Source organism: Micromonospora sp. AMSO1212t, assembly GCF_008868145.1.
In the GTDB taxonomy this organism is placed as follows: domain Bacteria; phylum Actinomycetota; class Actinomycetes; order Mycobacteriales; family Micromonosporaceae; genus Micromonospora; species Micromonospora tulbaghiae.
The window spans coordinates 1-24663 of record NZ_WBKS01000087.1 but is presented as its reverse complement, the minus strand read 5'-3'; the positions used below and the strand labels follow the sequence as shown (position 1 = coordinate 24663).

The 24663-nt window shown below is 73.3% G+C and carries 20 protein-coding genes; 9 read left to right on the top strand and 11 right to left on the bottom strand.

Annotated features, from left to right (window positions below; translation table 11 throughout):
* The first annotated feature begins 899 nt into the window (after positions 1-899).
* From F8279_RS20460 to F8279_RS20440, 5 genes are all read left to right on the top strand, one after another.
* Positions 900-3188, top strand: a complete 2289-nt coding sequence (locus F8279_RS20460) for a TRAP transporter fused permease subunit (RefSeq protein WP_091421591.1) — start codon at positions 900-902, stop codon at positions 3186-3188.
* Positions 3164-4183 (top strand): TAXI family TRAP transporter solute-binding subunit, encoded by a 1020-nt coding sequence (locus tag F8279_RS20455; RefSeq protein ID WP_151500781.1) that lies wholly within the window; start codon positions 3164-3166, stop codon positions 4181-4183. Before F8279_RS20460 ends, F8279_RS20455 begins: the two co-directional genes overlap by 25 nt.
* A gap of 64 nt (positions 4184-4247) precedes the next feature.
* Positions 4248-6602, top strand: a complete 2355-nt coding sequence (locus tag F8279_RS20450; RefSeq protein WP_151500780.1) for a nitrate- and nitrite sensing domain-containing protein — start codon at positions 4248-4250, stop codon at positions 6600-6602.
* Positions 6599-6991, top strand: a complete 393-nt coding sequence (locus F8279_RS20445; protein ID WP_091421601.1) for a roadblock/LC7 domain-containing protein — start codon at positions 6599-6601, stop codon at positions 6989-6991. The genes F8279_RS20450 and F8279_RS20445 overlap by 4 nt, the downstream gene beginning before the upstream one ends.
* Positions 6988-7956, top strand: coding sequence for a TAXI family TRAP transporter solute-binding subunit (locus tag F8279_RS20440; RefSeq protein ID WP_151500779.1), 969 nt, complete (start codon positions 6988-6990; stop codon positions 7954-7956). Before F8279_RS20445 ends, F8279_RS20440 begins: the two co-directional genes overlap by 4 nt.
* Before the next feature lie 49 nt (positions 7957-8005).
* Here F8279_RS20440 and F8279_RS20435 read toward each other — a convergent pair whose 3' ends face one another.
* Positions 8006-8545, bottom strand: coding sequence for a GNAT family N-acetyltransferase (locus F8279_RS20435; protein WP_013475555.1), 540 nt, complete (start codon positions 8543-8545; stop codon positions 8006-8008).
* A 77-nt stretch (positions 8546-8622) separates the two neighbouring features.
* Between F8279_RS20435 and F8279_RS20430 the strand changes: the two genes are divergently transcribed.
* From F8279_RS20430 to F8279_RS20420, 3 genes are read left to right on the top strand one after another with little or no spacing between them, the layout of a single operon-like run.
* Positions 8623-9546 carry an ABC transporter ATP-binding protein gene (locus F8279_RS20430; protein WP_091421606.1) on the top strand — a complete coding sequence of 308 codons (924 nt, stop codon included), beginning with the start codon at positions 8623-8625 and terminating at the stop codon, positions 9544-9546.
* Between the two features lie 3 nt (positions 9547-9549).
* Positions 9550-10374, top strand: coding sequence for an ABC transporter permease (locus F8279_RS20425; RefSeq protein WP_368668835.1), 825 nt, complete (start codon positions 9550-9552; stop codon positions 10372-10374).
* Positions 10371-10928, top strand: a complete 558-nt coding sequence (locus F8279_RS20420; protein ID WP_091421612.1) for a TetR/AcrR family transcriptional regulator — start codon at positions 10371-10373, stop codon at positions 10926-10928. Before F8279_RS20425 ends, F8279_RS20420 begins: the two co-directional genes overlap by 4 nt.
* A 29-nt stretch (positions 10929-10957) precedes the next feature.
* Here the strand turns inward: F8279_RS20420 and F8279_RS20415 are convergent, their stop codons facing one another.
* The 10 genes from F8279_RS20415 to ppdK all read right to left on the bottom strand — a co-directional run bounded on the left by F8279_RS20415 (position 10958) and on the right by ppdK (position 22681).
* Positions 10958-11500, bottom strand: coding sequence for a hypothetical protein (locus F8279_RS20415; protein WP_091421616.1), 543 nt, complete (start codon positions 11498-11500; stop codon positions 10958-10960).
* Complete coding sequence (dnaG, locus tag F8279_RS20410; protein WP_091421620.1) at positions 11500-13395, bottom strand: DNA primase; 1896 nt, start codon at positions 13393-13395, stop codon at positions 11500-11502. Before dnaG ends, F8279_RS20415 begins: the two co-directional genes overlap by 1 nt.
* Before the next feature lie 71 nt (positions 13396-13466).
* Positions 13467-13712 (bottom strand): helix-turn-helix transcriptional regulator, encoded by a 246-nt coding sequence (locus F8279_RS20405; protein ID WP_018787373.1) that lies wholly within the window; start codon positions 13710-13712, stop codon positions 13467-13469.
* A 10-nt stretch (positions 13713-13722) separates the two neighbouring features.
* Positions 13723-14574 carry an ABC transporter permease gene (locus F8279_RS20400; protein ID WP_091421623.1) on the bottom strand — a complete coding sequence of 284 codons (852 nt, stop codon included), beginning with the start codon at positions 14572-14574 and terminating at the stop codon, positions 13723-13725.
* The gene (locus F8279_RS20395) at positions 14571-15545 is read right to left on the bottom strand and encodes an ABC transporter ATP-binding protein (RefSeq protein WP_151500778.1); all 975 of its coding nucleotides are present in this window, start codon (positions 15543-15545) and stop codon (positions 14571-14573) included. Before F8279_RS20395 ends, F8279_RS20400 begins: the two co-directional genes overlap by 4 nt.
* 44 nt (positions 15546-15589) lie before the next feature.
* Complete coding sequence (locus F8279_RS20390) at positions 15590-17224, bottom strand: BCCT family transporter (protein WP_091421628.1); 1635 nt, start codon at positions 17222-17224, stop codon at positions 15590-15592.
* A gap of 57 nt (positions 17225-17281) precedes the next feature.
* The gene (locus tag F8279_RS20385; RefSeq protein WP_091421631.1) at positions 17282-18118 is read right to left on the bottom strand and encodes a siderophore-interacting protein; all 837 of its coding nucleotides are present in this window, start codon (positions 18116-18118) and stop codon (positions 17282-17284) included.
* 10 nt (positions 18119-18128) lie between these two features.
* On the bottom strand, positions 18129-19397 hold the full coding sequence (locus F8279_RS20380) for a deoxyguanosinetriphosphate triphosphohydrolase (RefSeq protein ID WP_091421634.1): 1269 nt from the start codon (positions 19395-19397) through the stop codon (positions 18129-18131).
* Positions 19398-19503: 106 nt separating this feature from the next.
* Positions 19504-19857, bottom strand: a complete 354-nt coding sequence (locus F8279_RS20375) for a VOC family protein (RefSeq protein WP_091421638.1) — start codon at positions 19855-19857, stop codon at positions 19504-19506.
* Positions 19858-19972: 115 nt separating this feature from the next.
* On the bottom strand, positions 19973-22681 hold the full coding sequence (ppdK, locus tag F8279_RS20370; RefSeq protein ID WP_091421641.1) for a pyruvate, phosphate dikinase: 2709 nt from the start codon (positions 22679-22681) through the stop codon (positions 19973-19975).
* A gap of 311 nt (positions 22682-22992) precedes the next feature.
* On the opposite strand from ppdK, the gene F8279_RS20365 reads away from it, so the two are divergent.
* Positions 22993-24663: beta-N-acetylhexosaminidase (locus F8279_RS20365; protein WP_151500777.1), on the top strand; the 1671-nt coding region annotated here is incomplete at its 3' end.

Here is a 24663-nt window from a genome sequence, read left to right as displayed (position 1 = left end):
GGCCGCCCCGCCCCCGACTTCCGCTCGCGCTCGCCGTGCCACTGCCCGCGCTCTGCCGCCGCCTCCTCCGTCGGCGCCTTCAGTCCCCCGCCGCCCTTTGCTCTGCAGCCACGCGCGCGACAGACACGCTCCGTAACCATGTGCGCCGATGGATGCAGAGCAAAGGAGGCGGGGGCCGCACTCCCGTCGGCACCCCACCGCGCTCCGCCCGAGACCTCGGCGAGCCGTCGTTCACTGCGACCGCTGATCGCCGAGATCTCGACGACCGTCACGGCGAGTGGAACGGCATGGGTGTCAAACAGGGCCGTAGGCACCCATGGTGTTCCACTCGGCGAGGGCCGCTCGACGGCCGTCCGCCGGCAGGCGCGCGAGCGAGGCACGGTGTATGGGCGGCGGATTTTCAGGGCACCGAAATGACGGCGTGGCCGTCTTCCGATGCCACCACCTCGGCGAAGTGGAGTGGACCGTGGAAACGCTGGACGGCGAACGCGCTCCCCCGACATTTCCCGCCCGGGTGAACGCGGCGGGCACGAGCGCGCACAATCCGGCGCGAGCCGGTGCGACGGGCGCTGTCCGAGCGAACCGCCGCGGCGCGGGAACCCGCCTGAGTGGACACGTTGCGTGACGACAAGCATCCCGGGCATGTCCATTCTTCATCGTTGTAAACGGTATCGGGGGTGAGCCCCCAGAGGCCACCTACCATCATTGCGAAACAGTTTCAAGAAATGGGTGCCACGAGTGAGCGGAGCGCCATTTCGTCACTCATTGCAATCACGATCAGCAATGTTCCCAAGATGCGCGCTATTCGCGTATCGTGCCCCCTCGTGCCGCCCGTTCGCCCCTCCGACGCGACTCCCCCCAAACCCCGGCCGCCGTCCGGCGGGCGACCGGGGTCCGACGTGGACGCCGAGGTGGTGTCGCTGCCGCCGGACGAAGGAAGCGTGGGCGGCCCCGAGTGGGCCGACGACGGGCCGGGCGAGACGCTCCACCACAGCCGAGCCGAACACCACACCTCGGACGAGCGGCGCAGCCGCCCCGAGGACACGACCCCGGGCGAGAACGAGACCCACACCCCGGGCGAGGGCGAAAGCCACCAGGAGCAGACCCCGGAGCAGGCCCACCAGGACGCCCGCGACCTGGCCGCCAGGTTCGAGGAGGAGAAACCGGGGCGGGTGCTCGCCGGGCCGGTCGGTGTCCTCTTCACCGGCATCACCGTCGCGGTCGGGCTGCTGACGCTCTGGCAGGTGTTCTTCCCGCTGGCCCAGGGCAGCAAGTACTACCTCATCTTCTTTCTGGCCGGCGTCCTGCCGATGGTGTTCCTCGCGTACCCCTCGGGGGTGCGGCTGCGGCGCACGGCGACCGACGCGGACGACCGGCGCGGACCGACGCCCGTGGACTGGCTGCTGGCCCTCGCGGCGCTCGTGGTCTGCCTCTACCCGGTGCTGCCGGTCACGATCGGCGCCGGTGGCGGCGGGTACGACGCCTTCCTCGACCGGCAGGGCCTGCTCGATCCGCTGGACCTGGCGTTCGGCACCGGGCTGCTGCTCCTGCTGCTGGAGGCGTGCCGGCGTACCACCGGATGGATCCTGCCGGCGGTCTGCGTGCTGTTCCTCGGGTACGGCTACTACGGCGGGCTGCTGCCGCAGGCCTGGCCGGTGGCGCACGCGGGGCTCGACTTCGGGCAGCTCGTCGACGCGTTCTACAACTCCGACAGCGGCTTCTACGGCACCCCGCTGGACGTGGCCGCCTCGTACATCGTGCTGTTCACCATCTACGGCGCGGTGCTCGACCTGTCCGGCGCGGGCCGGTTCTTCGTGGAGCTGTCCGCCGCCGCGTTCCGCCGCTCCCGTACGGCCGCCGGGCGCACCGCCGTCGCCTCGGGTTTCCTGCTCGGCACGGTCTCCGGCTCCGGTGCCGCCACCACCGTCAGCATCGGCGCGGTGACCTGGCCGATCCTGCGCCGCGCCGGCTACCCGGCCGAGCGCGCGGGCGGCATGCTCGCCGCCGCGGGTGTCGGGGCGATCCTGTCGCCGCCGACGCTCGGCGCCGCCGCGTTCATCATCGCCGAGTACCTGGGCGTGTCCTACCTCCAGGTGCTCGGCTGGGCCACCGTGCCGACGATCCTCTACTACCTGGGCATCCTGCTCTCCGTCGAGATCGACGCCCGGCGCTCCGGCGTGCGGCCGGTGGTCATCGAAACCGGCTCGGCGTGGCGGCTGCTGGCCCGCTTCGGCTACCACTTCCTCTCGCTCTTCGTGATCATCGTGGTGCTGGCGCTCGGCGCGTCGGCGATGCGCGCGGTGGTCATCGCGACCGCGATCGCGGCCGTGCTGTCCTTCCTGGACCGGCGGCACCGCCTCACACCGGCCCGGCTGGTGGCGGCGCTGCGCGACGGCGTACGCGGGGTGCTCGCGGTGAGCGCCGTCTGCGCCGCGGCCGGCATCATCACCGCCACCACCACGAAGACCGGACTCGGGCCGCAGGCCGCCGCGCTGCTGATCGACGGCGCGCAGGCGGTCAGCTCGGAGCCGGCCGTAGTGCTGGCGCTGACGGCGGTGCTCGCCGCGGTCGCGCTGAGCCTGCTGGGCCTCGCCGTGCCGGTCACCGCCTCGTTCGTCATCGGCTGGGTGATCATCGGCCCGGCGCTGCTGAACCTGGGCGTCGAGGCGCCCGCCGCGGCGATGTTCGTCTTCTACTTCGCGGTGCTGTCCGAGGTCTCGCCGCCGACCGCGCTGGCCGCTGTCGCCGCCGCCGCCGTCACCGGCGGCCGGCTGGTGCCGACCATGTGGCAGACCCTGCGGTACGCGCTGCCGGCGTACCTGATCCCGCTGGCCTTCGTGGTCACGCCGACCGGTCTCGGGCTGCTCGGCATCGGCGGGCCGGGCCGGATCGTGACGGCCGGCCTGGTGTCGGCGCTGGGCGTCGCCGTGCTGGCGGTCGCGGCCGGCGGCTGGCTGCCCGGTGTGGGCCCGGCCGGCGTGCCGGAGCGGATCGTCGGCGCGATCGCCGGACTGGTGCTGCTCTGGCTGGAACCGCTGCCCATGGCGATCGGCGCGGCGCTCGCCGCGCTCGCGGTCGCGGGCGTGTACGTCCGACGTGGCGCCGCCGGGCACGCCGGCCGCCCGGCGGTCGAAGAATCCGTGGACCTTGGGGAGGAGAGAGAGTGGGACGGATCGACGCGAGGATAGTGGCGGGCGTAGGGGCACTTGTCCTGGTCGCCGCCGGTGCCGCCGGCTGCGGGGGCCGTCAGGACGGCGCGGCGAAGGACGACGCCGCCCGCGAGGTCAGCTGCAAGGTCACAAAGGACACCCGGGTCGGCATCGCCACCGGCAACGCCACCGGCGTCTACTACGTCGTCGGCAACGCGCTCGCCGGTGAGCTGAGCAAGTCCACCGACGGCAAGCTCACCGGGACGGCCGCCGAGACCGGCGCCTCGGTGCAGAACGTCGAACAGCTCGTCGCCGGCCAGTACGACGTGGCATTCTCGCTGTTCGACACCGCTGTCAACGCGGTGCAGGGCAAGGGGAGCTTCACCGCGCCGCAGCCGGTCAAGGCGCTGGCCCGGATCTACGACAACTACACGCAGGTGGTGGTCCGCGCCGACGCGGGGATCACGTCGGTGGCCGACATGAAGGGCAAGAAGATCTCCACCGGCTCGCCGAAGTCCGGTACCGAGGTCATCGCCAACCGGCTGCTCACCGCCGCCGGGCTGGACCCGGCCAAGGACATCCAGGCGCAGCGGCTGGACCTCACCAAGACCGTCGACGGCATGAAGGACGGCAGCATCGACGGCTTCTTCTGGTCCGGCGGTGTGCCGACCGGCGGGGTCACCGACCTGTTCACCACGTCCGGCGACAAGGTGAAGTTCGTCGACATCAGCCCGCTGCTGCCGAAGATGGCCGAGCTGAACCCGGCGTACCAGGCGGGCACCATCGGCAAGGACATCTACCGGACCCCGGCCGACGTGCCCACCATCGTGGTGCCGAACGTGCTGCTGGTGCGCGACAACCTGGACGCCGACGTGGCCTGCGCGATCACCCGGACGGTCTTCGAGAAGAAGGACGCACTGGCCCAGGCGAACCCGGCGGCGAAGGGCATCGAGCTGGGCAACGCCCGCAAGACCGACCCGGTACCGCTGCACCGCGGCGCGGAGCGGGCGCTGAGCGACCTCGGCGCGAGCTGACCTGAACGGGCCGGGCCCGGACGCGCGTCCGGGCCCGGCCCACCGACCCGACCCGGAGACCCCCGTGCCGCTGCCCCACCCGGCCCGCGTACGCCGGCATCACCGCTCCGTGGACCGCACCGGACGCCTCCGCTCGGTCCGCGTCCAACTGCTGGCGCCGATCCTGGTGGCCACCGCCGGCCTGGTCGTGCTGGGGGCGGCGCAGACCGGCGCCGCGCTCGACTCGTCCGCCGACGCCGACCGGGCCCGCGTGCTGGCCGGCACCGCCACCGCGACCGTACGGCTGGTGCACGAGCTGGAGCGCGAGCTGGGCGAGACGGCCGCGTTGCGCCAGCGCGGCGGTACGTCCGGCCGCCCGCTCGTGGACGCGCAGCGTCGCCGGGTGGACACGGCGGTGGACCGCTACCGCACGGCGCAGGGTGACGCGCGCCGGGCCGCCCCGGATCTGGCCGGGGTGCTGGACGACGCGCGCGGGCGCCTGGAGCAGCTCGCGCCGACCCGGGACCTGGCGCTGGCCGGTGAGCGCGGCGACCCGGCGTACGTGTCGCTGGTGGAGTCGCTGCTGGCGGTCGCGGACGCGCTGCCGAGCCAGCTCCGCGACGCCGAGCTGGCCAACCAGGCGCGCGAGGTGGCCGCGGTGGCCGCCCAGGAGCACCTGTCCGCGCTGGAGCGCGACCTGCTGCGGGCGGTGTTCGTCCGGGGTGGACTGCAAAGTGGCGAACTGGCCCGGCTGGGCCGGCTGCGGGGTGCCCGGGAGCAGCGGCAGGCCGAGTTCCTGCGGATCGCCTCCGCCCCGGCGAACAGGGCCTGGTACCGGCTGGTCGACGGCACCGACGTGACCACTGCCCGCCGGATACGTGACGCCGTGCTCGACTCCGACGGCGCGCCGGGCACGGTGAAGACCGACGGTGACGCCTGGTACGTGGCGCAGAGCGGCGCGATCCGCCGGTACAACCTGCTCGGCCGGGACCTGACCGACGGGCTGGACCGGGACGCGGCGGACCTGGCCGCGGCGGCCCGGTTGCGTGCGGTGGTGACCGCGGGCGCGACGAGCACCGTCGCGCTCGGGTCGCTCGTCACGGCCGTGCTGCTGGCGGTACGCACCAGCCGCCGGTTGCGCCGGCTGCGGGTGGCCGCGCTCACCATGGCCAACCGGGAACTGCCGGAGCGGATCACCGCGATCGCGGCGGGCGAGCGGACCCCGGCGGAGGGCCCGGCGACCCGGATGACCGACGGGATCCGCCGGGGCCGGGACGAGGTGGCGCAGGTCGCGGAGGCGTTCGACACGGTGAACCGGGCGGCGTTGCGGCTGGCCGGGCAGCAGGCCGAGTTGCGGCTGGACGTGACCCGGATGGCGGAGGCGCTGGCCCGGCGCATCCGTACGCTCATCACCCGGCAGCTGCGGCTGCTCGACGACTTCGAGCGCGAGGAGACCGACCCGGACGCGCTGGCCCGTCTGTTCGCGCTGGACCACCTCGCCGCCCGGTTGCGCCGCAACGGGGAGAACCTGCTGGTGCTGGCCGGTGGCGAACCGGGCCGCGGGCACGAGGGCGCGTTGCTGCTGGACGACGTGGTCCGGGCGGCGGCCTCCGAGATCGAGGACTACCCGCGAGTGGAGATCGACGTGCCGACCGCGGCGGTGCACGGCACGGCGGCCGGCAACCTGGTGCACCTGCTGGCCGAGCTGCTGGAGAACGCCACCGTCTATTCGCCACCCGAGGCCCGGGTGGTCGTCGACGGCCGGCGCACGGTCGACGGGCTGATGTTGCGCGTCCACGACCAGGGCATCGGCGTCAGCGAGAGCCGACTGGCCGAGATCAACGAGCGGCTGGCCGCGCCGGCCATGCTGTCCAGCGCCGCGGCGGGCAGCATGGGCCTGCACGTGGTGGCCCACCTGGCCGCCCGGCACGGGATCCGGGTGCAGTTGCACAACCCCGGCACGGGCACGGTGGCGCAGGTCGACGTACCGGAATCGGTGCTGACCCGGGTCGAGTCGGTGGCGTCGCGGCCGGCCGCGGAGCGGCGACCGCGCGCCGCGGCCTGGTTCAAGTCCGGGCCCGCCGGACGGCCGGCGGCCGGCGGCCGCAGCCTCGTCACCAGCGCCACGACCGTCGGCCCGGTGCGCGGCGTCGCCGCCGTCCGCACGCCCGGAGGCGCGTTGCTGGCGCCGAGCACGGCGCGGATCCGGCCGGTGAGTGTGCCGCCGACGCCCGTCCCGACCACCGCCGCCGGGCTGCCCCGGCGGCAGGTGGGCGGCCACCTGCCCGAGCCGATGCCGGACGCCACCGCGCCGCCGCCGGCCACCGACCTGCTGGACCCCGAAGTGGTACGTGCCCGGCTGTCCGCCCTCGCCGAGGGGGTGGCCAGCGCGACCCGCCGTGCCCCGAACACCACCAAACCCAACGGGAGAAGACCATGACCTCACCGTCCTCCGCCGGCCTGGACTGGCTGCTGGCGAACTTCGCCGAGCAGGTGCCGGACGTCTCGCACGCGCTCGCGGTCTCCGAGGACGGGCTGCGGCTGGCGTCCTCGCCGGACCTCGCCCCCGACCAGGTCGACCAGCTCTCGGCGGTGATCAGCGGGCTGGCGAGCCTGACCGTGGGCGCGGCCCGGCTGATGTCCGCCGGCCGGGTGCGTCAGCAGATCGTCGACATGGACGGCGGGGTCATGCTGGTGATGGCGGTGGGCGAGCGGGCACTGCTCGGCGTGCTGGCCGCGCCCGGCTGCGACCTGGGCCAGATCGGCTACGAGACGGCGACGCTGGTGCAGCGGGTGGCGGAGGCGCTGGAACCGGCGGTCCGACGGTGACCGGCCGCCCGCTGCGGCTGCTGGCCGCGCTGATGACGGCGGTCCTGGTGGCCGGCTGCGCGGCCGAGGACTCCGCCCCGGAGGCGTGGCACGGCGGGCGGATCTTCCTGGCCACCGGCAACACCACCGGCGTCTACTACCAGCTCGGCGGCGGGTACGCCGACCTGATCACCCGCCACCTGCCCGGGTACGAGGCGCGGGCGGAGCCGACCGGCGCGTCGGTGGAGAACATCACCCGGGTGGCGAGCGGCGACATGGAGATCGCGTTCAGCCTGGCCGACACGGCGGCGGACGCGGTCGACGGGCGCGGGGCGTTCGACAAGCAGCCGCAGCCGGTGCGGGCGCTGGCCCGGGTCTACAGCAACTACACCCACGTGATCGTCCGCGCCGACGACAAGATCGGCAGCTTCGCCGACCTGCGCGGCAAGCGCATCTCGACCGGTTCGCCGAAGTCCGGCACCGACATCATCGCCGGGCGCCTGCTCACCGCCGGTGGCATCGACCCGAACCGGGACATCCAGCGGTTCAACCTGTCGCTGCCGGAGACGGTCAAGCGGATGCGTGCCAAGGGTCTGGACGCCATGTTCTTCTCCGGCGGCCTGCCCACACCCGGCGTCAAGGACCTGCTCTCCTCCGCCCCCGGCACGTTCCGCCTGCTGGCGCTCGACGAGCTGATCGAGCCGTTGAGCGCCCGCTTCGGCGCGGTCTACACCACAGCGACGCTGCCGAAGGAGGTCTACGGCACGCCCGAGCCGACGCCGACGATCACTGTGGCGAACGTGATCCTGGTGGCGGCGGACATGCCCGAGCAGCTCGCGTACGACCTGACGCGGGTGCTGTTCACCTGGCAGGGCGAGCTGATCCAGGTGCACCCGGAGGCGGCGAACTTCAACCGGTCCAGCGCCGCGGCGACCCGGCCGATCCCGCTGCACCCGGGCGCGCAGCGGTTCTACCGCACCGGCTGAGCGCGGGAACCGTGCCGCCTCGGCCCGAGCCGGGGCGGCGCCACGCCTGCTACGGCGTCCAGTCGCGCCGCAGCAGGCCGTAGATCACCAGGTCGGTGAAGCCGTCGCCGTCGTACTCGCGGTCCCGCTGGGTGCCCTCGTGGACGAACCCGCACCTCTCGGCGGTGCGCCGCATGGCCGTGTTGCCGGCGAGCGTCTCGATCTCCAGCCGGCGCAGGTTGCGGTTGCGGAACCCGTACCGGCAGAGCAGCCGGATCACCTCGGTGCCGTAGCCCTGGCCGCGCGCCTCCGGCAGCAGCGTGATGCCGAGGTGGGCGTAGCCGTTGAAGGCGTTGATGCCCCAGAGCACGCCGGTGCCGAGGAACGTGCCGTCGGCGACGGTCTCGGCCAGCAGCGACACCGGAGCGGCGGCCTCCGGCTGCTCGGCGGCTCGCTTCTCCAGCCGGGCCCGGACCTGCCCGACGTGGTGCGGCAGGAACGGCTCGTCGTCGGTGACCAGGTGCAGCTCCGGGTCGCTGTGCAGCCGGAACATGTCCGGCGCGTCGTCGGGGGTGGGCGTACGCAGGCGGACCCGGTCGGTGGCGAACATGCCGCGACGCTAACGGTGGGTGGGCAGGGCGACAACCGGATTTGGCCACCCTACCGACCGGTCGGTAGGGTGGTGGCATGACCCCGCTCGTGCTCGCCACCGCGCTGACCAAGACCTACGGAACCCATGACGCCCTGCGCGCGCTCGACGTGACAGTCGCGCAGGGCAGCCGCTTCGTCGTGCTCGGCCACAACGGCGCCGGCAAATCCACGCTGCTGGAGATCATCGCGACGCTGCGCACCCCGACGTCCGGCTCGGTACGCGTCGGCGGGTTCGACACCGTCACGCAGGCACGGGACGCGCGACGCCTGATCGGCCTCGCGCCGCAGTCGAACGCGCTCGACCCGCTCGCCTCCCCCACGGAGGTGCTCGACTTCCAGGGCGTGGCGCTCGGGCTGGGACGCCGCCGGCGAGCACGCCGCACGCGGGAACTCGTCGACCTGTTCGGCCTGGGCGAGCACCGCTCGGCCCGGGTCGCCAAGCTCTCCGGCGGCACCCGCCGCAAGCTGGACCTGGCCGTGGCGCTCGTCGCCGAGCCCGCCGTGGTGATCCTGGACGAGCCGACCACCGGCCTGGACCCGCTCGCGCGCATCGACTTCTGGACCGAGCTGACCCGCCTCAACCAGGCCGGCACCTCGCTGCTCATCTCGACCCAGGACCTGCACGAGGCGGACGTGCTCGCCACCGACATCGCCGTGCTCCGGGAGGGCCGGGTGGTCGCCCAGGGTCCGCCGGCGTCGCTCAAGCAGCGCGTCGGCGCCCGTACGCTCACGCTCGACCTGTCCGGCGCCGCCGCCGCTGCCGCGTTCGCCGCCGCGTCCGAGGCCGGGTTCCGCGCCGACCCCGACCGTCCGGACCGGGTACGCCTCAGCGTTCCCGACGATCCGCGGGCCCTGGCGAAGGCCCTGACCGAGGCCGGCGACGCCGCCGCCGAGATCACCCGGCTCCACCTCGCCGAGCCCTCCCTCGACGACGTCTTCGTCGCCCTCGCCGCCCGCTGAGGCGTGACCCCACCGCACCCCGAAAGGCCCGAACCCGTGCTCCCGCTGGCAGTCGCCCCACCCCGCCGCTCTCCGGCCCCGGTCGTCCTCGCGGCGATCAGACGCTCCACGCGCGCCGTGCTCCGTACGCCCGCGCTGCTCGTCGCCCCGGTCGCCCAGTCCCTGTTCTTCCTGCTCGTCTACGCCGGGCAGCTCGACGCCGTGGGCGGCACCTACCTGGACGGCACGAGCTTCATCGCGTTCCTGCTGCCGCTGATCCTGCTCACCGGCGTCGCCACCGGCGCGGGCGCCGCCGGCACGCTGGTGCTGGGCGACATCACCAGTGGCTACCTCGACCGCCTCCGGCTCGCCCACGGGAGCACCACGCCGTTCCTCGTCGGCCCGGTCGTCGCCGCGCTGATCGCCGTCGTACTCCAGATGGCGGTGACGGTCGCCGGGGCCGCACTGATCGGCTACCGGCCGGCGAGCTGGCCCGGCGTCGCCGGGATGCTGCTGCTGATGCTGGCGCTGGGCCTCGGTGTCGCACTCCTGAGCATGGCGCTCGCGATCCGGTCGGCCTCGGCGCCGGCCACCAACCTGGTCACGCTCGCCGTGTTCGGCCTGTCGTTCTTCACCGGCGTGTTCGCGCCGGTCGACCAACTCGCCGGCTGGATGCGGGTGATCGCCACGGTCAACCCGCTCACCTATATCGTCGACACCGCCCGCCAGCTCGGCGGCGGCACGTCGCTCACCGCGGCCCCGGTCGGCGTCGCGGCGATCGTCACCCTCGCCGTCGCCGGAACCGCCGCCTGCGCGCTCGCCCTCCACCACGCGAGAAAGAACCGATGAGCCCCACCGACACGCGCACCCAGATCATGGACGCCTTCGCCGAGCAGCTCGCGGCGACCGGCTACCAGGGCATCTCCCTGGTCGGCGTGGGCCGCAGCGTCGGCATCCAGAAGCCGTCCATCTACCACCACTTCCCCGGCGGCAAGGAGGACCTCTACATCGCGGTGGCGGAACGGTACATCCGGGACGTCGGCGGCCGGATCTCGGCGGCGCTGTCCGAACCCGGCGACGTGGCGCACCGGCTGCACGCGCTCGCCACCGTCGCCGCCGGGCAGCACGGCGACGCGATCACGTTCGAGCAGCGCATCTACGACACGCTGCCGCTCGTCTCCGCCGGGACCAGCGAGCACGTCTCGGGCCTCTACGTCGCGCTGATGCTGGCGCCGGTGACCCGGTTCTTCGCCGATGCGAAGGCCGAGGGCGCCGTCACCGGCGAACCGGAGTTCCTGATGAACGCGTTCCTGCACCTGGCCCGCGCCGCCGACCTCACCGACGAGACCGGACCCGCCCGGGTCGTCGCGCTCTTCCTCGACGGGGCCCGCCCACGTGCCTGACCCCGCGTGACTCCGGGCGTGGCGCGGCCTCAGGCGTCTGCGGGCGCGGTGGCGGCGCGCGCCGCCGCGACCAGCCGGGCGGTCTCGGCGGCCACCGCCTCGTCGTCGGCGGGCGTCCCCGGGTCGTAGCGGACCGTCCAGGTCAGGCCGTCGACCCCGGCCACCCGCCGGGCCGCGATCCGCCCGGAGCCGCCGGGCACCTCGTGGTGCGAGGTGTACGCCACCGAGCCGGTGACCCGGGCCCGGACCTGGTGCGGCAGGTCACCCGGGTCGACGAGCAGGTACGTCCCGGGGAGACCGTCCGCGACCACCAGGTAACCGTCGCGCTCGGCGACCGGCTCGGCCGGGGTGACTGTCAGCTCGCGGCCGGACCAGACCGCCTTGAGGATGTCGTGCCAGCCGAGGCGGTCGACGCGGCCGGGCAGCCAGAGACCGCGGTTACTGGCGACCAGCACGCCGTCGTTGCCGCCCTCGCCGGTGCCGGCTGCGGCCCACGCGAGCACCCGCTCGTCGGCGGCCAGCGGCGGCCGGTCGGCCGACGGCAGTTTCGGCCGACGGTTGAACAGAGCCATCACAAACCTCCGGCGGCCTGCTCGCGCAGTGCCCGTGCGTGCTGTTCCAGCGAGAGCAGTTCCCCGAACAGGGCGAAGTACTCGTCCTTGTTGCTCACCGGGTTGATCCGCTGGATCTTCGACTTCAGGTCGCGGATGCGGCCGGTGACCGAACTCCACTGGAGCCGGGCCATGGTGATCGAGACGTACCTCGGGTCGGGTTCGCCGTCGATGCGCAGCGGCTCCACCGCCAGCTCACCGATCAGCGCCTGCCCGGCCAGGTCGTCGCAGGCGTCGCGGACCCGCTCGATCCAGACCGCGCCGCCGGTGGCGCCGGACGCACCGCCGGCGGCGGCCACGGCGGCGCGTACCGCGACGTGCACCGGGTGCTGGTAGTCGGTCGCCTCGACCGCGTCGAACATCGGACCGGCGAGCACCGGCTCCTGCAACGCCAGCTTCAGCGCCTCCCGCTCCACCATGGAACGCGGACTGTCCACAGCGGGCGAGGCCGGGCGCGAGCGGGCCGGGGCGGCGGGCGCGCTGCCGGCCTGCGGCCCGTGCGCGGCGGCCAGCACCGCACGCTGCACCGGCTCGATCTCCATGCCGAGGTCACCGGCGAGCTTGCGCACGTACTCCGGGCGCTTCTCCCGGTCCTTGATCTTCGCCACGAGCGGCGCGGCGCGGCGCATGGCCTCGACCCGGCCGTCGACGGTGTCCAGGTCGAACCGGCTGATCACGTGCCGGAGCGCGAAGTCCACCAGCGGCTCGCGGCGGGCCACCAGGTCGCGTACGGCCAGGTCGCCCTTTGCCAGGCGCAGCTCGCACGGGTCCATGTTGTCGGGGCTGACCGCGATGAAGGTACGCCCGACGAAGCGCTGGTCGTCCTCGAAGGCGCGCAGCGCGGCCTTCTGGCCGGCGGCGTCGCCGTCGAAGGTGAAGATGATCTCGCCGGCCCGCTCGTCGCTGTCGAACAGCACCCGGCGCAGCACCGAGATGTGGTCGCCGCCGAACGCGGTGCCGCAGGTCGCCACCGCTGTCGGCACGTCGGCGAGGTGGCAGGCCATCACGTCGGTGTAGCCCTCGACCACCACCACCTTGCCCTGCTTGGCGATCTCCCGCTTGGCCTGGTCGATGCCGTACAGCACGTGCGACTTCTTGTAGATCGGCGTCTCGGGGGTGTTCAGGTATTTCGGGCCGTCGTCGTCGTCGAAGAGCTTGCGGGCGCCGAAGCCGATCACGTCGCCGGTGATGTCCCGGATCGGCCACATCAGGCGGCGGCGGAACCGGTCGATCAGCGAGCCGGAGCGGGCCGGGCGGGACAGGCCGCCGGTGACCAGCTCGTCGTGGGTGAAGCCCTGCTGGCGCAGGTGCTTGGTGAGCAGGTCCCACCCGTCGGGGGCGAAGCCGCAGCCGTACCGCTCGGCGGCGGCCCGGTCGAAGCCGCGCCCGGCGAGGAACTCCCGGGCCGGACGGGCGCCGGCGGTGGTGAGCTGGGCCCGGTAGAACTCGGTGGCGGCGGCGTGCGCGGCCACCAGGCGCTGCCGCTGCCCCTGCTGCGGGCGGGGACGCGGCGTGGACCGGTCGTCCTCGACGTAGCGCAACTGGATGCCGGCGCGGGCGGCGAGCCGCTCGACGGACTCGACGAAGCTGAGGTGCTCGGCGTCCATCAGGAACTTGATCGCGTCGCCGCCGACCCCGCAGCCGAAGCAGTAGAACACGTTGCGGGCGGGCGAGACGTTGAACGACGGGCTCTTCTCGTCGTGGAACGGGCACAGCCCTTTGAGGTTGCCGCCGCCCGCCGACTTGAGGGTCACCACCTCGGAGATGACGTCCGCGATGGCGGTGCGCTCGCGGACCAGCGCGATGTCCTCGTCCCGGATCCGCCCCGCCATGACCGCCACCCCCTCGGCGTACATCCTGCCCTGCCGGACCGACGTTCCGGCGGCCGGGGGGACGGGCGTGTGGCCGACCACGTCCGTCCCCCGGCTCAGGCCGAACGGGCCGTCGCGGGGTCGCCGATACGCGGGAACGGCTCGATGGAGAAGACCACCTCGACCGGCACCTCGAAGTACGCGGCGATGCGCAACGCCAGGTGCAGGCTGGGCCGGAACTCGCCGCGTTCCAGGTAACCCACGGTCTGGTAGTGCACACCGAGCGCGTCGGCCAGTTGCCGGCGGGAGATGCCCCGTTCGGCGCGCAGCACCGCGATGCGGTTGTGCACGGTCTCGCTCATCGACGCCCTCTCATCCGACCCGCTGCATGGCCCGCTCCCGCCGGGCCGCGACCCGCGAGCCGGACTCCCGGCGGGCCATCCGGCGCAGCACCACCGGGGCCAGCACGAGCCCGAGCAGCGCCCAGGCGCCGAGCACGCCGACCGTCTCCAGGTGCCGCCAGGAGCCGCCGAGTTCGACCGCCGCCAGGTCGCCCGGGAGCAGCGCCGAGCGCATGCCCAAGCCTAGCCAGTAGAGCGGGAAGACCTGGGCGACGCCCTGGAGCCAGCCGGGCAGGCCGTTGATCGGGTAGAAGATGCCGGACAGCGCGATGAGACCGAAGATCGGCATCACCACCAGGCCCATGTTGCGCGGGTTCTCGACCAGCGAGCCGATCACCGCGCCCAGCGGCAGCGTCGCCACCAACCCGAGCGGCACCACCCAGGCCAGCGTGAGCCAGGCGCCGGGGTCGCCGAGCCGCAGCCCGTCGAGGAAGAACAGTCCGGGTGTGAGCTGGAGGACCACGCCGATCAGCGCGACCGCCGAGACCAGCACGATCTTGCCGACCAGGTAGCCGAGCATGCCGTCCGGGATGGCCTTGGCGCGCAGCAGCGTGCCGTCCTCCCGGTCGATCACGAGCTGGTTTGCCAGCCCGAGCAGGCCGCCGAAGAGCAGGCCCATGCCGAGCGCGCTGGGCAGCGTACGGGCGCCGAGCGAGAAGTCGGTGCCGGGCACTGTCGAGCCGCGCATCCAGAACACGGCGACCAGCAGCACCACCGTGGGAAAGAAGTAGGTCCAGAGATCCTGGCCGTTGGTGAACGTCGCGCGCAGCTCGATCACGCCGCGCCGCAGCCCGGTCCGCAACGCGTTGGTGGTCGGGTTCATCGGTTCGCCTCCTGCTGCCACACCCGCTCGGCCCGGCCGGTACGGATGCCGGTCTCCTCCTCGTGCACCAGCGCCAGGTACGCGTCCTCCAGGCTGGCCCGGCGCACCTCCAGCTCGCGTACCCGGTTCCCGTGTTCGCGGAGCAGGTCGCGCAGGAACGCGGTGGCGTCGGCGGTGGCGTGCACGTACCGCTCGCCGTCGCGGGTCCAGCGCACCTCGGCGTCCCCCGCGACGCGCCGGGCGAGCTGGTCGGGCGACCCCTCGGCGATGATCCGGCCGTCGGCCAGGATCAGGATTCGGTCGGCCAGCTTCTCCGCCTCGGTCAGGTCGTGCGTGGTCAGCACGATCGTGGTTTCGTCCAGGTCGGCCAGGCGGTGCACCAGCTCGTGGAACTCACGCCGGGCGGCCGGGTCGAACCCGACGGTGGGCTCGTCCAGGAACAGCAGTTCCGGCCGGCCGACGATGCCGACCGCGACGTCGAGCCGGCGGCGCTGACCACCGGAGAGCCGGGCCACCCGGCTGCCGGCGTGCGCGGTCAGGCCCACCGTCTCCAGCAGCTCGTCGACCGGCCACGGGCGCGGGCTCCGGTCGGTGGCGTACGGCGCGTAGAAGTCGCCGAGGTGGGCGAGCAGCTCCCGCACCCGCCACTTGCCGTGGTCGCGCCAGGACTGGAGCACCACGCCCAGCCGCGCGCGCCACCGCTCGTCGCCGCGGGCCGGGTCGGTGCCGAGCACGCGCACCGTGCCGGCCGAGGGAACCCGGAAGCCTTCGAGGATCTCGATGGTGGTGGTCTTGCCCGCGCCGTTTGGCCCGAGCAGCGCCACCACCTCGCCCCGCCGGGCGGTGAGGTCGACGCCGTGCAGCACGTCGACGGCGCCGTAGCGCATACGCAGGTCCCGCACGTCGAGGACGAGATCCTCGTCGGGAAGTCGGGGGGACGCGACGGCCCCCGGGAGTTCGACCGCAGTCATGCCCCGGAATGTAGCACTCCTACTACAGATCGAGGTACCACCACTCAGCGGCGACGGCTGTGGAACCAGCGCGTGACGGGGGCCGGATCCTCCTCCTCGTACGACCGGGCCGCGTTCACCGCCGCGGCCAGGCCGGAGCGGCGGGGCCGGGGCCCGGCGCGCAGCATCGGATCGGCGGCCATCTCCCGGAGCACCGCGACGGCCAGGCCCAGCATCACCACGACGAACGGCAACGCGACCAGGATGGTCGCCTGTTGCAGCGCGGCCAGCCCTCCGGCCAGCAGCAACGCCGCCGCGACCGCGCCGATCAGCACGCCCCAGAGCACCACCACCCCGCGATGCGGCCGCAGCGCGCCGCGCGAGCTGAGCGAGCCGAGCACCAGCGACGCCGAGTCCGCGCTGGTGACGAAGTAGAGCGCGATCAGCACCATGGCGAGCACGCTCGTCAGCGTGGCCAGCGGCAGCGCGTCGAGCAGCCCGAACAGCGCCTGCTCGGAACCGGCGCCCACGTCCGCCACCAGGTCCCGGGTGCCGGTGGTCTGCGTACGCAGGGCGCTTCCGCCCATCACCGCGAACCAGACGGTGCTCGCGCCGCTGGGCACCAGCAGCACCCCGACCAGGAACTGGCGGACCGTACGGCCGCGCGAGATGCGGGCGATGAACGTGCCCACGAACGGCGCCCAAGAGATCCACCACGCCCAGTAGAAGATGGTCCACGAGCCGAGCCAGGCCGGATCGGAGAACGCCCCGGTACGCGTCGACATGCGCACCAGGCCGCTCAGGTAGTCACCGACCGAGGCCGGCAGCACCTCCAGCGTGTAGACGGTCGGACCGACCACGAACACGAACAGCATCAGCACGACGGCGATCAGCACGTTCGTGGTGGACAGCCACTTGACGCCCCGGTGCAGGCCGGAGAAGGCGGAGAGGACGAAGGCGAGCGTGAGCGCGCCGATGATCGTCAACTCGACGGCCCGGCCGTCCGGCACGCCGGCCACCAGGTCCAGTCCGGCCGCCACCTGGAGCGCGCCCAGCCCCAGACTGGTCGCGGAGCCGAACACTGTGGCGAAGACGGCGAGCAGGTCGATCGTCCGGCCGAGCGGGCCGTCGGTCCGGTCGCCGAGCAGCGGCGCGAACGCCGACGAGATCCGGTTGCCCCGCCCCTTGCGGAACGTCGAGTACGCCAGGGCCAGCGCCGCGACCGCGTAGATGCCCCACGGGTGCAGCGTCCAGTGGAAGAGCGTGTACTGCATGGCCGCCGCGGCGGCGGCACCGGTCTGCGGCTCCACGCCGGAGGCCGGCGGCGGCGCGGCGTAGTGCTGGATCGGCTCGGCGACGGCGAAGAACACCAGGCCGATGCCCATGCCGGCGCTGAACATCATCGCGATCCAGGCCAGCGTGTCGAACTCCGGCTCGTCGTCGTCGGCGCCCAGCCGGATCCGGCCGAACCGGGAGGCGGCCACCACGACCGCCAGCACCAGGAAGGCGTCCGCCGCGACCACGAAGAACCAGCCGAACGTGCTCACCGTCCAGGCCAGGCCGGACTCGCCGAAACGGGCCAGTGAGCCCCGGGCGAACACGCCCCACAGCACCACCGCGAGCACACCGGCGACCCCGGCGCCGAGCACCACCCGGTCGACCGGCTGGGTCGCGGGCCGCTGTCCCACCTGTCCCGTCATGCCCCCATCGTCGGCGGGCCGGGCGTACCGGCGGGTCGGAACGCCGCAGGATCCGCGTCAGGACACGACGGTGGCGGCCTCCTCGGCCTCCACGGCGGCGTTCCAGGCCGGCTTGGTGGACCGCCAGCCCTCGTCGTCCATGCCGCGCCGCCAGTAGCCGGAAATGGACAGGTCGCCCCGGGGCACGCCGCGCTCGACGCGCAGCAGCCGCCGCAACTCCTTCATCGCGCCGGCCTCGCCGTGCACGAACGCGTGCACCCGGCCGGGCGGGAACTCCAGCGCCCGGACCGCCTCCACCAGCGGCTCGCCGTACGGACGGCCGTCGCGGTGCAGCCAGCACAACTCGACCTCGCCCGCGCTGGTCAGGGGCAGTTCGTCGGCCGGGCCGCCGACCTCGACGTACACCTTGGCGGCCGCGCCCGCCGGCAGCCGCTCCAGGGCGGCGGCGATGGCCGGCAGCGCGCTCTCGTCGCCCGCCAGCAGGTGCCAGTCGGCCGCCGGGTCCGGCACGTACGCGCCGCCCGGCCCGGCGAACAACACCCGGTCGCCGGGACGCAGCGCCGCCGCCCACGGCCCGGCCAGCCCTTCGTCGCCGTGGTGCACCACGTCCACGGTCATCTCACCGGCCGCCGCGTCCCAGGCCCGCACCGTGTACGCGCGCAGGCGCGGCCACTGCTCCGCCGGGAACTCCCGCTTGATCGTGGCCAGGTCGACCGGGTACGGGTAGGTCACCCCGGCCGGTGGGAAGACGAACTTCACGTAGTGGTCGGTGTACGCGCCGACCGGCAGGCCGGCCAGCTCGGGACCGCCCAGGACCAGGCGGATCAGGTGCGGGGTCGGCCGCATGGTCCGGACGACCGTGGCGGCGGTGAGCTTCTTCGGGCGATCCGTCATGCCGCTTAGGCTAGCCTAAGTTCTCGGGTCCGCCCCCGGGGTGACCCGGTCGGCTCGACGACACCAGCCGGGCGTGCCAGGCCAGCGCGGCCGGATCGGTGAGCGAGGCGACCTGGTCGATCACCACGCGCAGCCGCGCGACGTCGTCCGCCGCGTCCCGCCACAGCGGCGCGAAGACCGGGTCGAGCGCGTCAGGAGCCCGGTCCAGCAGCGCCGCGACCAGCCCGGCGAGGACGTCGCGCTGCCGCGCGTAGCGGTCCTCGGCACCGGGACGGCGCATCACGTACCGCAGCGCGATGCCCTTGAGCAGCGCGCACTGCGCCCGGATCCGGCGCGGCACCTCCAGGTCGGCGGCGTAGCGGCGGTGCGGGCCGGGACCGTGGCGCTGCTCGGTCGCGGCCACCACGCCGGCGACGAACCGGCCGGTGAGCACGCTGGTGGTGGCCTTCAACGCGGCGAGGGCGCGGTGGCTGCCGTCGTACGCCGCCAGCGGGGCGAGCACCGGATCGGCCAGCAGGTCGGCGAGCACCTCGCCCAGGTCCTCCGGCGCCTCCCCGGAGTACTCGGCGGCCACGTCGGCGCAGAGCGCCCGCCGCTCGTCCGCGTCGGCCAGCAGCGGGCGCAGGTCGACGTACCCGCCGTGGATGCCGTCCTCGACGTCGTGCACCGAGTACGCCACGTCGTCGGCCCAGTCCATCACCTGGGCCTCCAGGCAGCGCCGGGCACCGGGCGGGGCGCCTTCGCGCAGCCAGTCGAAGACCGGGCGGTCGTCGGCGTACACGCCGAACTTGCGTTCGCCGGGGCGACGCGGCCACGGGTACTTGCTGACCGCGTCCAGCGCGGCCCGGGTCAGGTTCAGCCCGGCCGAACGCCCGTCCGGGGCGAACACCTTGGCCTCCAGCCGGGTGAGCTCCCGCAGCGTCTGCGCGTTGCCCTCGAAGCCGCCGCAGGCGGCGGCCAGTTCGTCCAGGGCGTACTCGCCGTTGTGCCCGAACGGCGGGTGACCCAGGTCGTGCGCCAGCCCGGCGGTGTCCACCACGTCCGGGTCGCAGCCCAGCCGGGCGCCCATCTCGCGGGCGATCTGCGCGACCTCCAGCGAGTGGGTCAGCCGGGTACGCAGGAAGTCGTTCGTCCCGGCGGTGTGCACCTGGGTCTTCGCGGCGAGCCGGCGGAACGCCGCCGAGTGCAGCACGCGGGCGCGGTCCCGCTCGAACGGCGACCGGCCGTACCCGGTGTCCTTGGGCGCCTCGTCGACCAGCCGGGCCGCGTCGCCGCTCATTTCTCCCGGACTGGCAGATGGTCGCAACTGCGGGGCTCGCAAGACCGGCTCACTCCTCGCGCTCCCGGACCGCGTAGGTCGCGACTGCGGGGCTCGCAAGACCGGCTCACTCCTCGCGCTCCCGCAACACGCAGAACTCGTTGCCCTCCGGGTCGGCGAGCACCGTCCACGCCACGTCCCCCTGGCCGATGTCGACGTGCCGGGCGCCCATGTCGACCAGGCGCTCCACCTCGGCCTCCATGTCGGCCGGGCGCAGGTTGAGGTGCAGCCGGTTCTTTCCCTCCTTCGGCCCGGCGACCGGGACGAAGACGAGACCGGGCATCGTGTCGGGGGTCCGGCGGATCTCCACCTCGGCCGGCTTGTCGGTGATCACCTGATAGCCGAGCGCCTCCGCCCACCAACTGGCGAGCCGGGACGGATCCCGGGCGTCGATGGTCAGGTTCTCCCAGACGGCGGTCATGCGGCCACCCCTCCTGATCGACACGTGGCGGAAGCTCAGGTTACGCCGAGGAGGCCGGAAAGGCGCGCCGGGCGTACGCGGGGCCGCCGGCGAGCACCGGCGGCCCCGCGCCCGGTCAGCGGGAGTCCGAACCGGTGGTGGTGATGGCCGCGCGGCCCGCCTCCAGCCGGGCCACCGGCACCCGGAACGGCGAGCAGGAGACGTAGTCCAGTCCGACCTCGTGGAAGAAGTGCACCGAGTCCGGGTCACCGCCGTGCTCGCCGCAGACGCCGAGCTTCAGCCCCGGACGGGCCGCCCGGCCCTCCTCGGCGGCAATGCGGATCAGCCGGCCGACGCCGTCGGTGTCGATCGACTCGAACGGCGAGATGCCGAAGATGCCCAGTTCCAGGTAACGCCAGAAGAACGCGCCCTCCACGTCGTCGCGGGAGAAGCCCCAGCCCATCTGGGTCAGGTCGTTGGTGCCGAAGGAGAAGAACTCGGCCGCCTCGGCGATCTGCCCGGCGGTCAGCGCCGCCCGGGGCACCTCGATCATCGTGCCGATCAGCACCTCGACGCCGCTGTCCCCGACCACCTCGGCGATGATCCGCTCGGCCTCGGCGCGTACCGTCTCCAGCTCCTGCACGGCCCCGACCAGCGGCACCATGATCTCCGGGCAGGCCGTGCCGCCGTCGCGGACGACCGCGACGGCGGCCTCCGCGATCGCGCGGACCTGCATGGCGAACAGGCCCGGGATGACCAGGCCGAGCCGGACGCCGCGCAGGCCCAGCATCGGGTTCTCCTCGTGCATCCGCCGCACGGCGGCGAGCAGCGCCTCCTCCTTGGCGACGTCCTCGCCGCGCTCCTGGGCCACCGCGACGTTCACCGCGAGCTGCTCCAGCGGGGGCAGGAACTCGTGCAGCGGCGGGTCGATCAGCCGCACCGTGACCGGCAGACCGTCCATCTCGCGGAAGATCTCGATGAAGTCGGCCCGCTGCAGCGGCAGCAGCGCGGCGAGCGCGTCCTCCCGCTCCCGCTCGCCGGAGGCGAGGATGAGCCGCTCGACCAGCTCGCGCCGGTCACCGAGGAACATGTGCTCGGTGCGGCACAGGCCGATGCCCTCGGCGCCGAAGCGCCGCGCCCGGGCCGCGTCCGCGCCGGTGTCGGCGTTCGTGCGTACCCGCAGCCGCCGCGCGGCGTCGGCGTGCGTCATGATCCGGTGTACGGCGCGGACCAGCGCGTCGTCGATGGTCTCCGGGTCGAGTTCGCCCTCGAAGTACTGCACCACCTCGGACGGCATGACCGGCACCTCGCCGAGGTAGACCTTGCCGGTGGTGCCGTCGATCGAGACCACGTCGCCCTCGTTCACCACGTGGTCGCCCACTGTGAACTTCTTCGCCGGGACGTTCACCTCCAGCTCGTCGGCGCCGGAGACACAGGTCTTGCCCATGCCGCGGGCCACCACCGCGGCGTGGCTGGTCTTGCCGCCCCGGGAGGTGAGGATGCCCTTGGCGGCGATCATGCCGTTGAGGTCGTCCGGGTTGGTCTCCCGGCGGACCAGGATCACCGATTCGCCCTCGGCGGCCAGCTCGACCGCGCGGGCCGAGGTGAAGACGACCTTGCCGGACGCGGCGCCCGGAGAGGCGCCGATGCCCTTGGCGACCGGCTCGAACTCGTGGTCGAGCTGGAAGCGCGGGAACATGAGCTGGGCGAGCTGCGCGCCGTTGACCCGGTGCAGCGCCTCGTCCAGGTCGATCAGGCCCTCGTCGACGAGCTGCCCGGCGATGACGAACGCGGCGGCGGCGGTGCGCTTGCCGACCCGGGTCTGGAGCATCCAGAGCTTGCCGCGCTCGATGGTGAACTCGATGTCGCAGAGGTCCTTGTAGTGCTCCTCCAGCCGGGCCATGATGCCGAGCAGCTGGTCGTAGGAGGTCTTGTCGAGCTGCTCCAGCTCCTGCAACGGCACCGTGTTGCGGATGCCGGCGACCACGTCCTCGCCCTGGGCGTTGGCGAGGTAGTCGCCGTAGATGCCCTGCGCCCCGCTGCCCGGGTCGCGGGTGAACGCGACGCCGGTGCCGGAGTCCGGACCGAGGTTGCCGAAGACCATCGTCACCACGTTGACGGCGGTGCCCAGGTCGGCCGGGATGCGCTCCTGCCGGCGGTACAGCACCGCCCGCTCCGCGTTCCACGAGTCGAAGACCGCGCGGATGGCGAGGTCGAGCTGCTCGCGCGGCTCCTGTGGGAACTCGCGGCCGGTGTGCTTGGCGAAGATCTGCTTGTACGCGTCGACCAGCCCGCGCAGGTCGTCGGCGTCCAGGTCGAGGTCGTTGTGCGTACCCTTGGCGCGCTTGATCTCGTCCAGCGCGTGCTCGAACTCCTCGCCCGGAACCTCGCAGACGGTCTTGCCGAACATCTGGATCAGTCGCCGGTAGGAGTCCCAGGCGAACCTGTCGTTCCCACCCGCTTGGTTGCTCAGGCCGACCACGCTTCGGTCGTTGAGTCCCACGTTGAGGACGGTCTCCATCATGCCCGGCATGGAGAACTTGGCGCCGGAGCGTACCGAGACCAGCAGTGGGTCGTCCGGGTCGCCGAGGCGGCGGCCCATCTCGCGCTCCAGCGACTCCAGGTGCGCCTCGATCTGCGCGGCCAGGCCGTCCGGCTCGCGCCCGGTCGTCAGGTACGCCTTGCAGGCCTCCGTGGTGATCGTGAAGCCGGGCGGGACCGGCAGGCCGAGATTCGTCATCTCGGCCAGGTTGGCCCCCTTGCCGCCGAGCAGATCCTTGAGATCCTTGTTGCCCTCGGCGAAGTCGTAGACGTACTTGTGCTCGACCGGATCGTGCGCTGCCACCAGAGCCTCCCACGCGCGCCATTGACACTTAACGAAGGTTCAGTTCGGACATACCCCGGTAGTGACCACCGGTAATCCCGGCTCGTCAGCGTCGGTGGGGCGAAGGCTAGGCGAGTTTCGAGAAACCTGGGAGCGTTCGGTGACTTTCGGCACAACGGTCACCACAATCCGCGTTCGTACGGGTTTTTGGGAACGCTTCCACGAGCACGATCACGCAATTCCGATCCCTCTCGTACTCTTGACGTCACTGCATCTCGCGGAACCTGACCTTTGCCATATCCCGCGCGAATACACCCCTCGGAGGCGTCGCCGTGCCGACCAACCCCGCCGCCCCGGAGACCGAGCCGGAGCCGTCCGGCACCCGTCCCACCAGCCCTTCCAGTGACGTACCCGCGGTGTCGCTGCCCGGCGTGCCGGCTCCCGCGGCCGAGCTGGCCCGGGCCGCCGCGGGCCGGGCCGCCGGGGCGCTCGCCGGACCGGCGCCGGTCCGGCTGGGCGACGTGGTGCCGGCGCCCGAGCAGGTGCTCCCGGACCCGGCCGGTCACTTCACGCTGAGCGCGGACGCGGTGCTGCAGGTCAGCGCCGCCGGGCGGGACGTGGCCGAACAACTCGCCGGCTGGCTGCGCCCGGCCACCGGCTTCCCGCTCCCGGTCGCCGACACCGCCGAGGGCGGCCCGCTGACGCTCACGCTGTCGCCGGCGGACGCCGCCGTGCCCAGCGGCGCGGTCGCGACCGCCGCCTCCGGTCCGGTGGACCACGCGCGGCTCGGGGATGAGGGCTACCGCCTCGACGTGACCGCCGGCGGCGTCCGGATCACCGCCGTCACCCCCGCCGGGCTGTTCCGCGGCGCGCAGACGCTGCGGCAGCTGCTACCCGCGCCGATCGAGAGCCCGACCGTGACCGCCGCGCGCTGGGCGGTGCCCGGCGGCACGATCGTCGACCGGCCGCGCTTCGCCTACCGGGGCGCCATGCTCGACGTCGCCCGCCACTTCTTCCCGGTCGAGGACGTACTGCGGGTGGTCGACCACCTGGCCCGCTACAAGCTCAACCACCTGCACCTGCACCTCACCGACGACCAGGGCTGGCGGATCGCCGTCGACTCCTGGCCCCGGCTCGCCGAGGTCGGCGGCGCGACCGAGGTCGGGGGCGGCACAGGCGGCTGGTACACCCGGGACGACTACCGCCGCATCGTCGCGTACGCCGCCCGCCGCCACGTGACTGTGGTGCCCGAGATCGACCTGCCGGGCCACACCAACGCGGCGCTGGTCGCGTACCCCGAACTGGCACCCGGCAAGGTCGCGCCGCCGCCGTACACCGGCACCGAGGTCGGCTTCAGCTTCGTCGACCCCGCCGACGAGCGGACGTACGCCTTCGTCGCGGACGTGGTCGGCGAGGTGGCCGCGCTGACGCCCGGACCGTGGCTGCACCTCGGCGGCGACGAGGCGTTCAAGGTGCCGGCGGACAGCTACCGCACCTTCGTGGAGCGGGCGCAGCGGCTGGTCGCCGCCACCGGCAAGACAGTCGTCGGCTGGCACCAGCTCGCCCCGGCCGAGCACGTCGACGGGCGCGTCCTGCAGTGGTGGGGCACGAACGGTGACGACCCGGAGACCGCCGACGCGGTACGCCGGGGCGCCCGGCTGATCCTCTCCCCCGGCAACCACGCGTACCTGGACATGAAGTACGCCCCGGACACCCCGATCGGGAACGACTGGGCCGGTCTGATCGACGTACGCCGGGCGTACGAGTGGGATCCGGCGACCCACGTGCGGGGCGTACCGGCCGAGGCGGTGCTGGGTGTGGAGGCGCCGCTGTGGACCGAGACGGTCACCAGCCGCGCCGAGATCGAGTTCATGCTGTTCCCGCGCCTGCCCGCGATCGCCGAACTCGGCTGGTCACCGCGCGAGACGCACGACTGGCCCCGGTTCCGCAGCCGGCTGGCCGCCCAGGGCCCGCGCTGGACCATCGCCGGCATCACCTTCCAC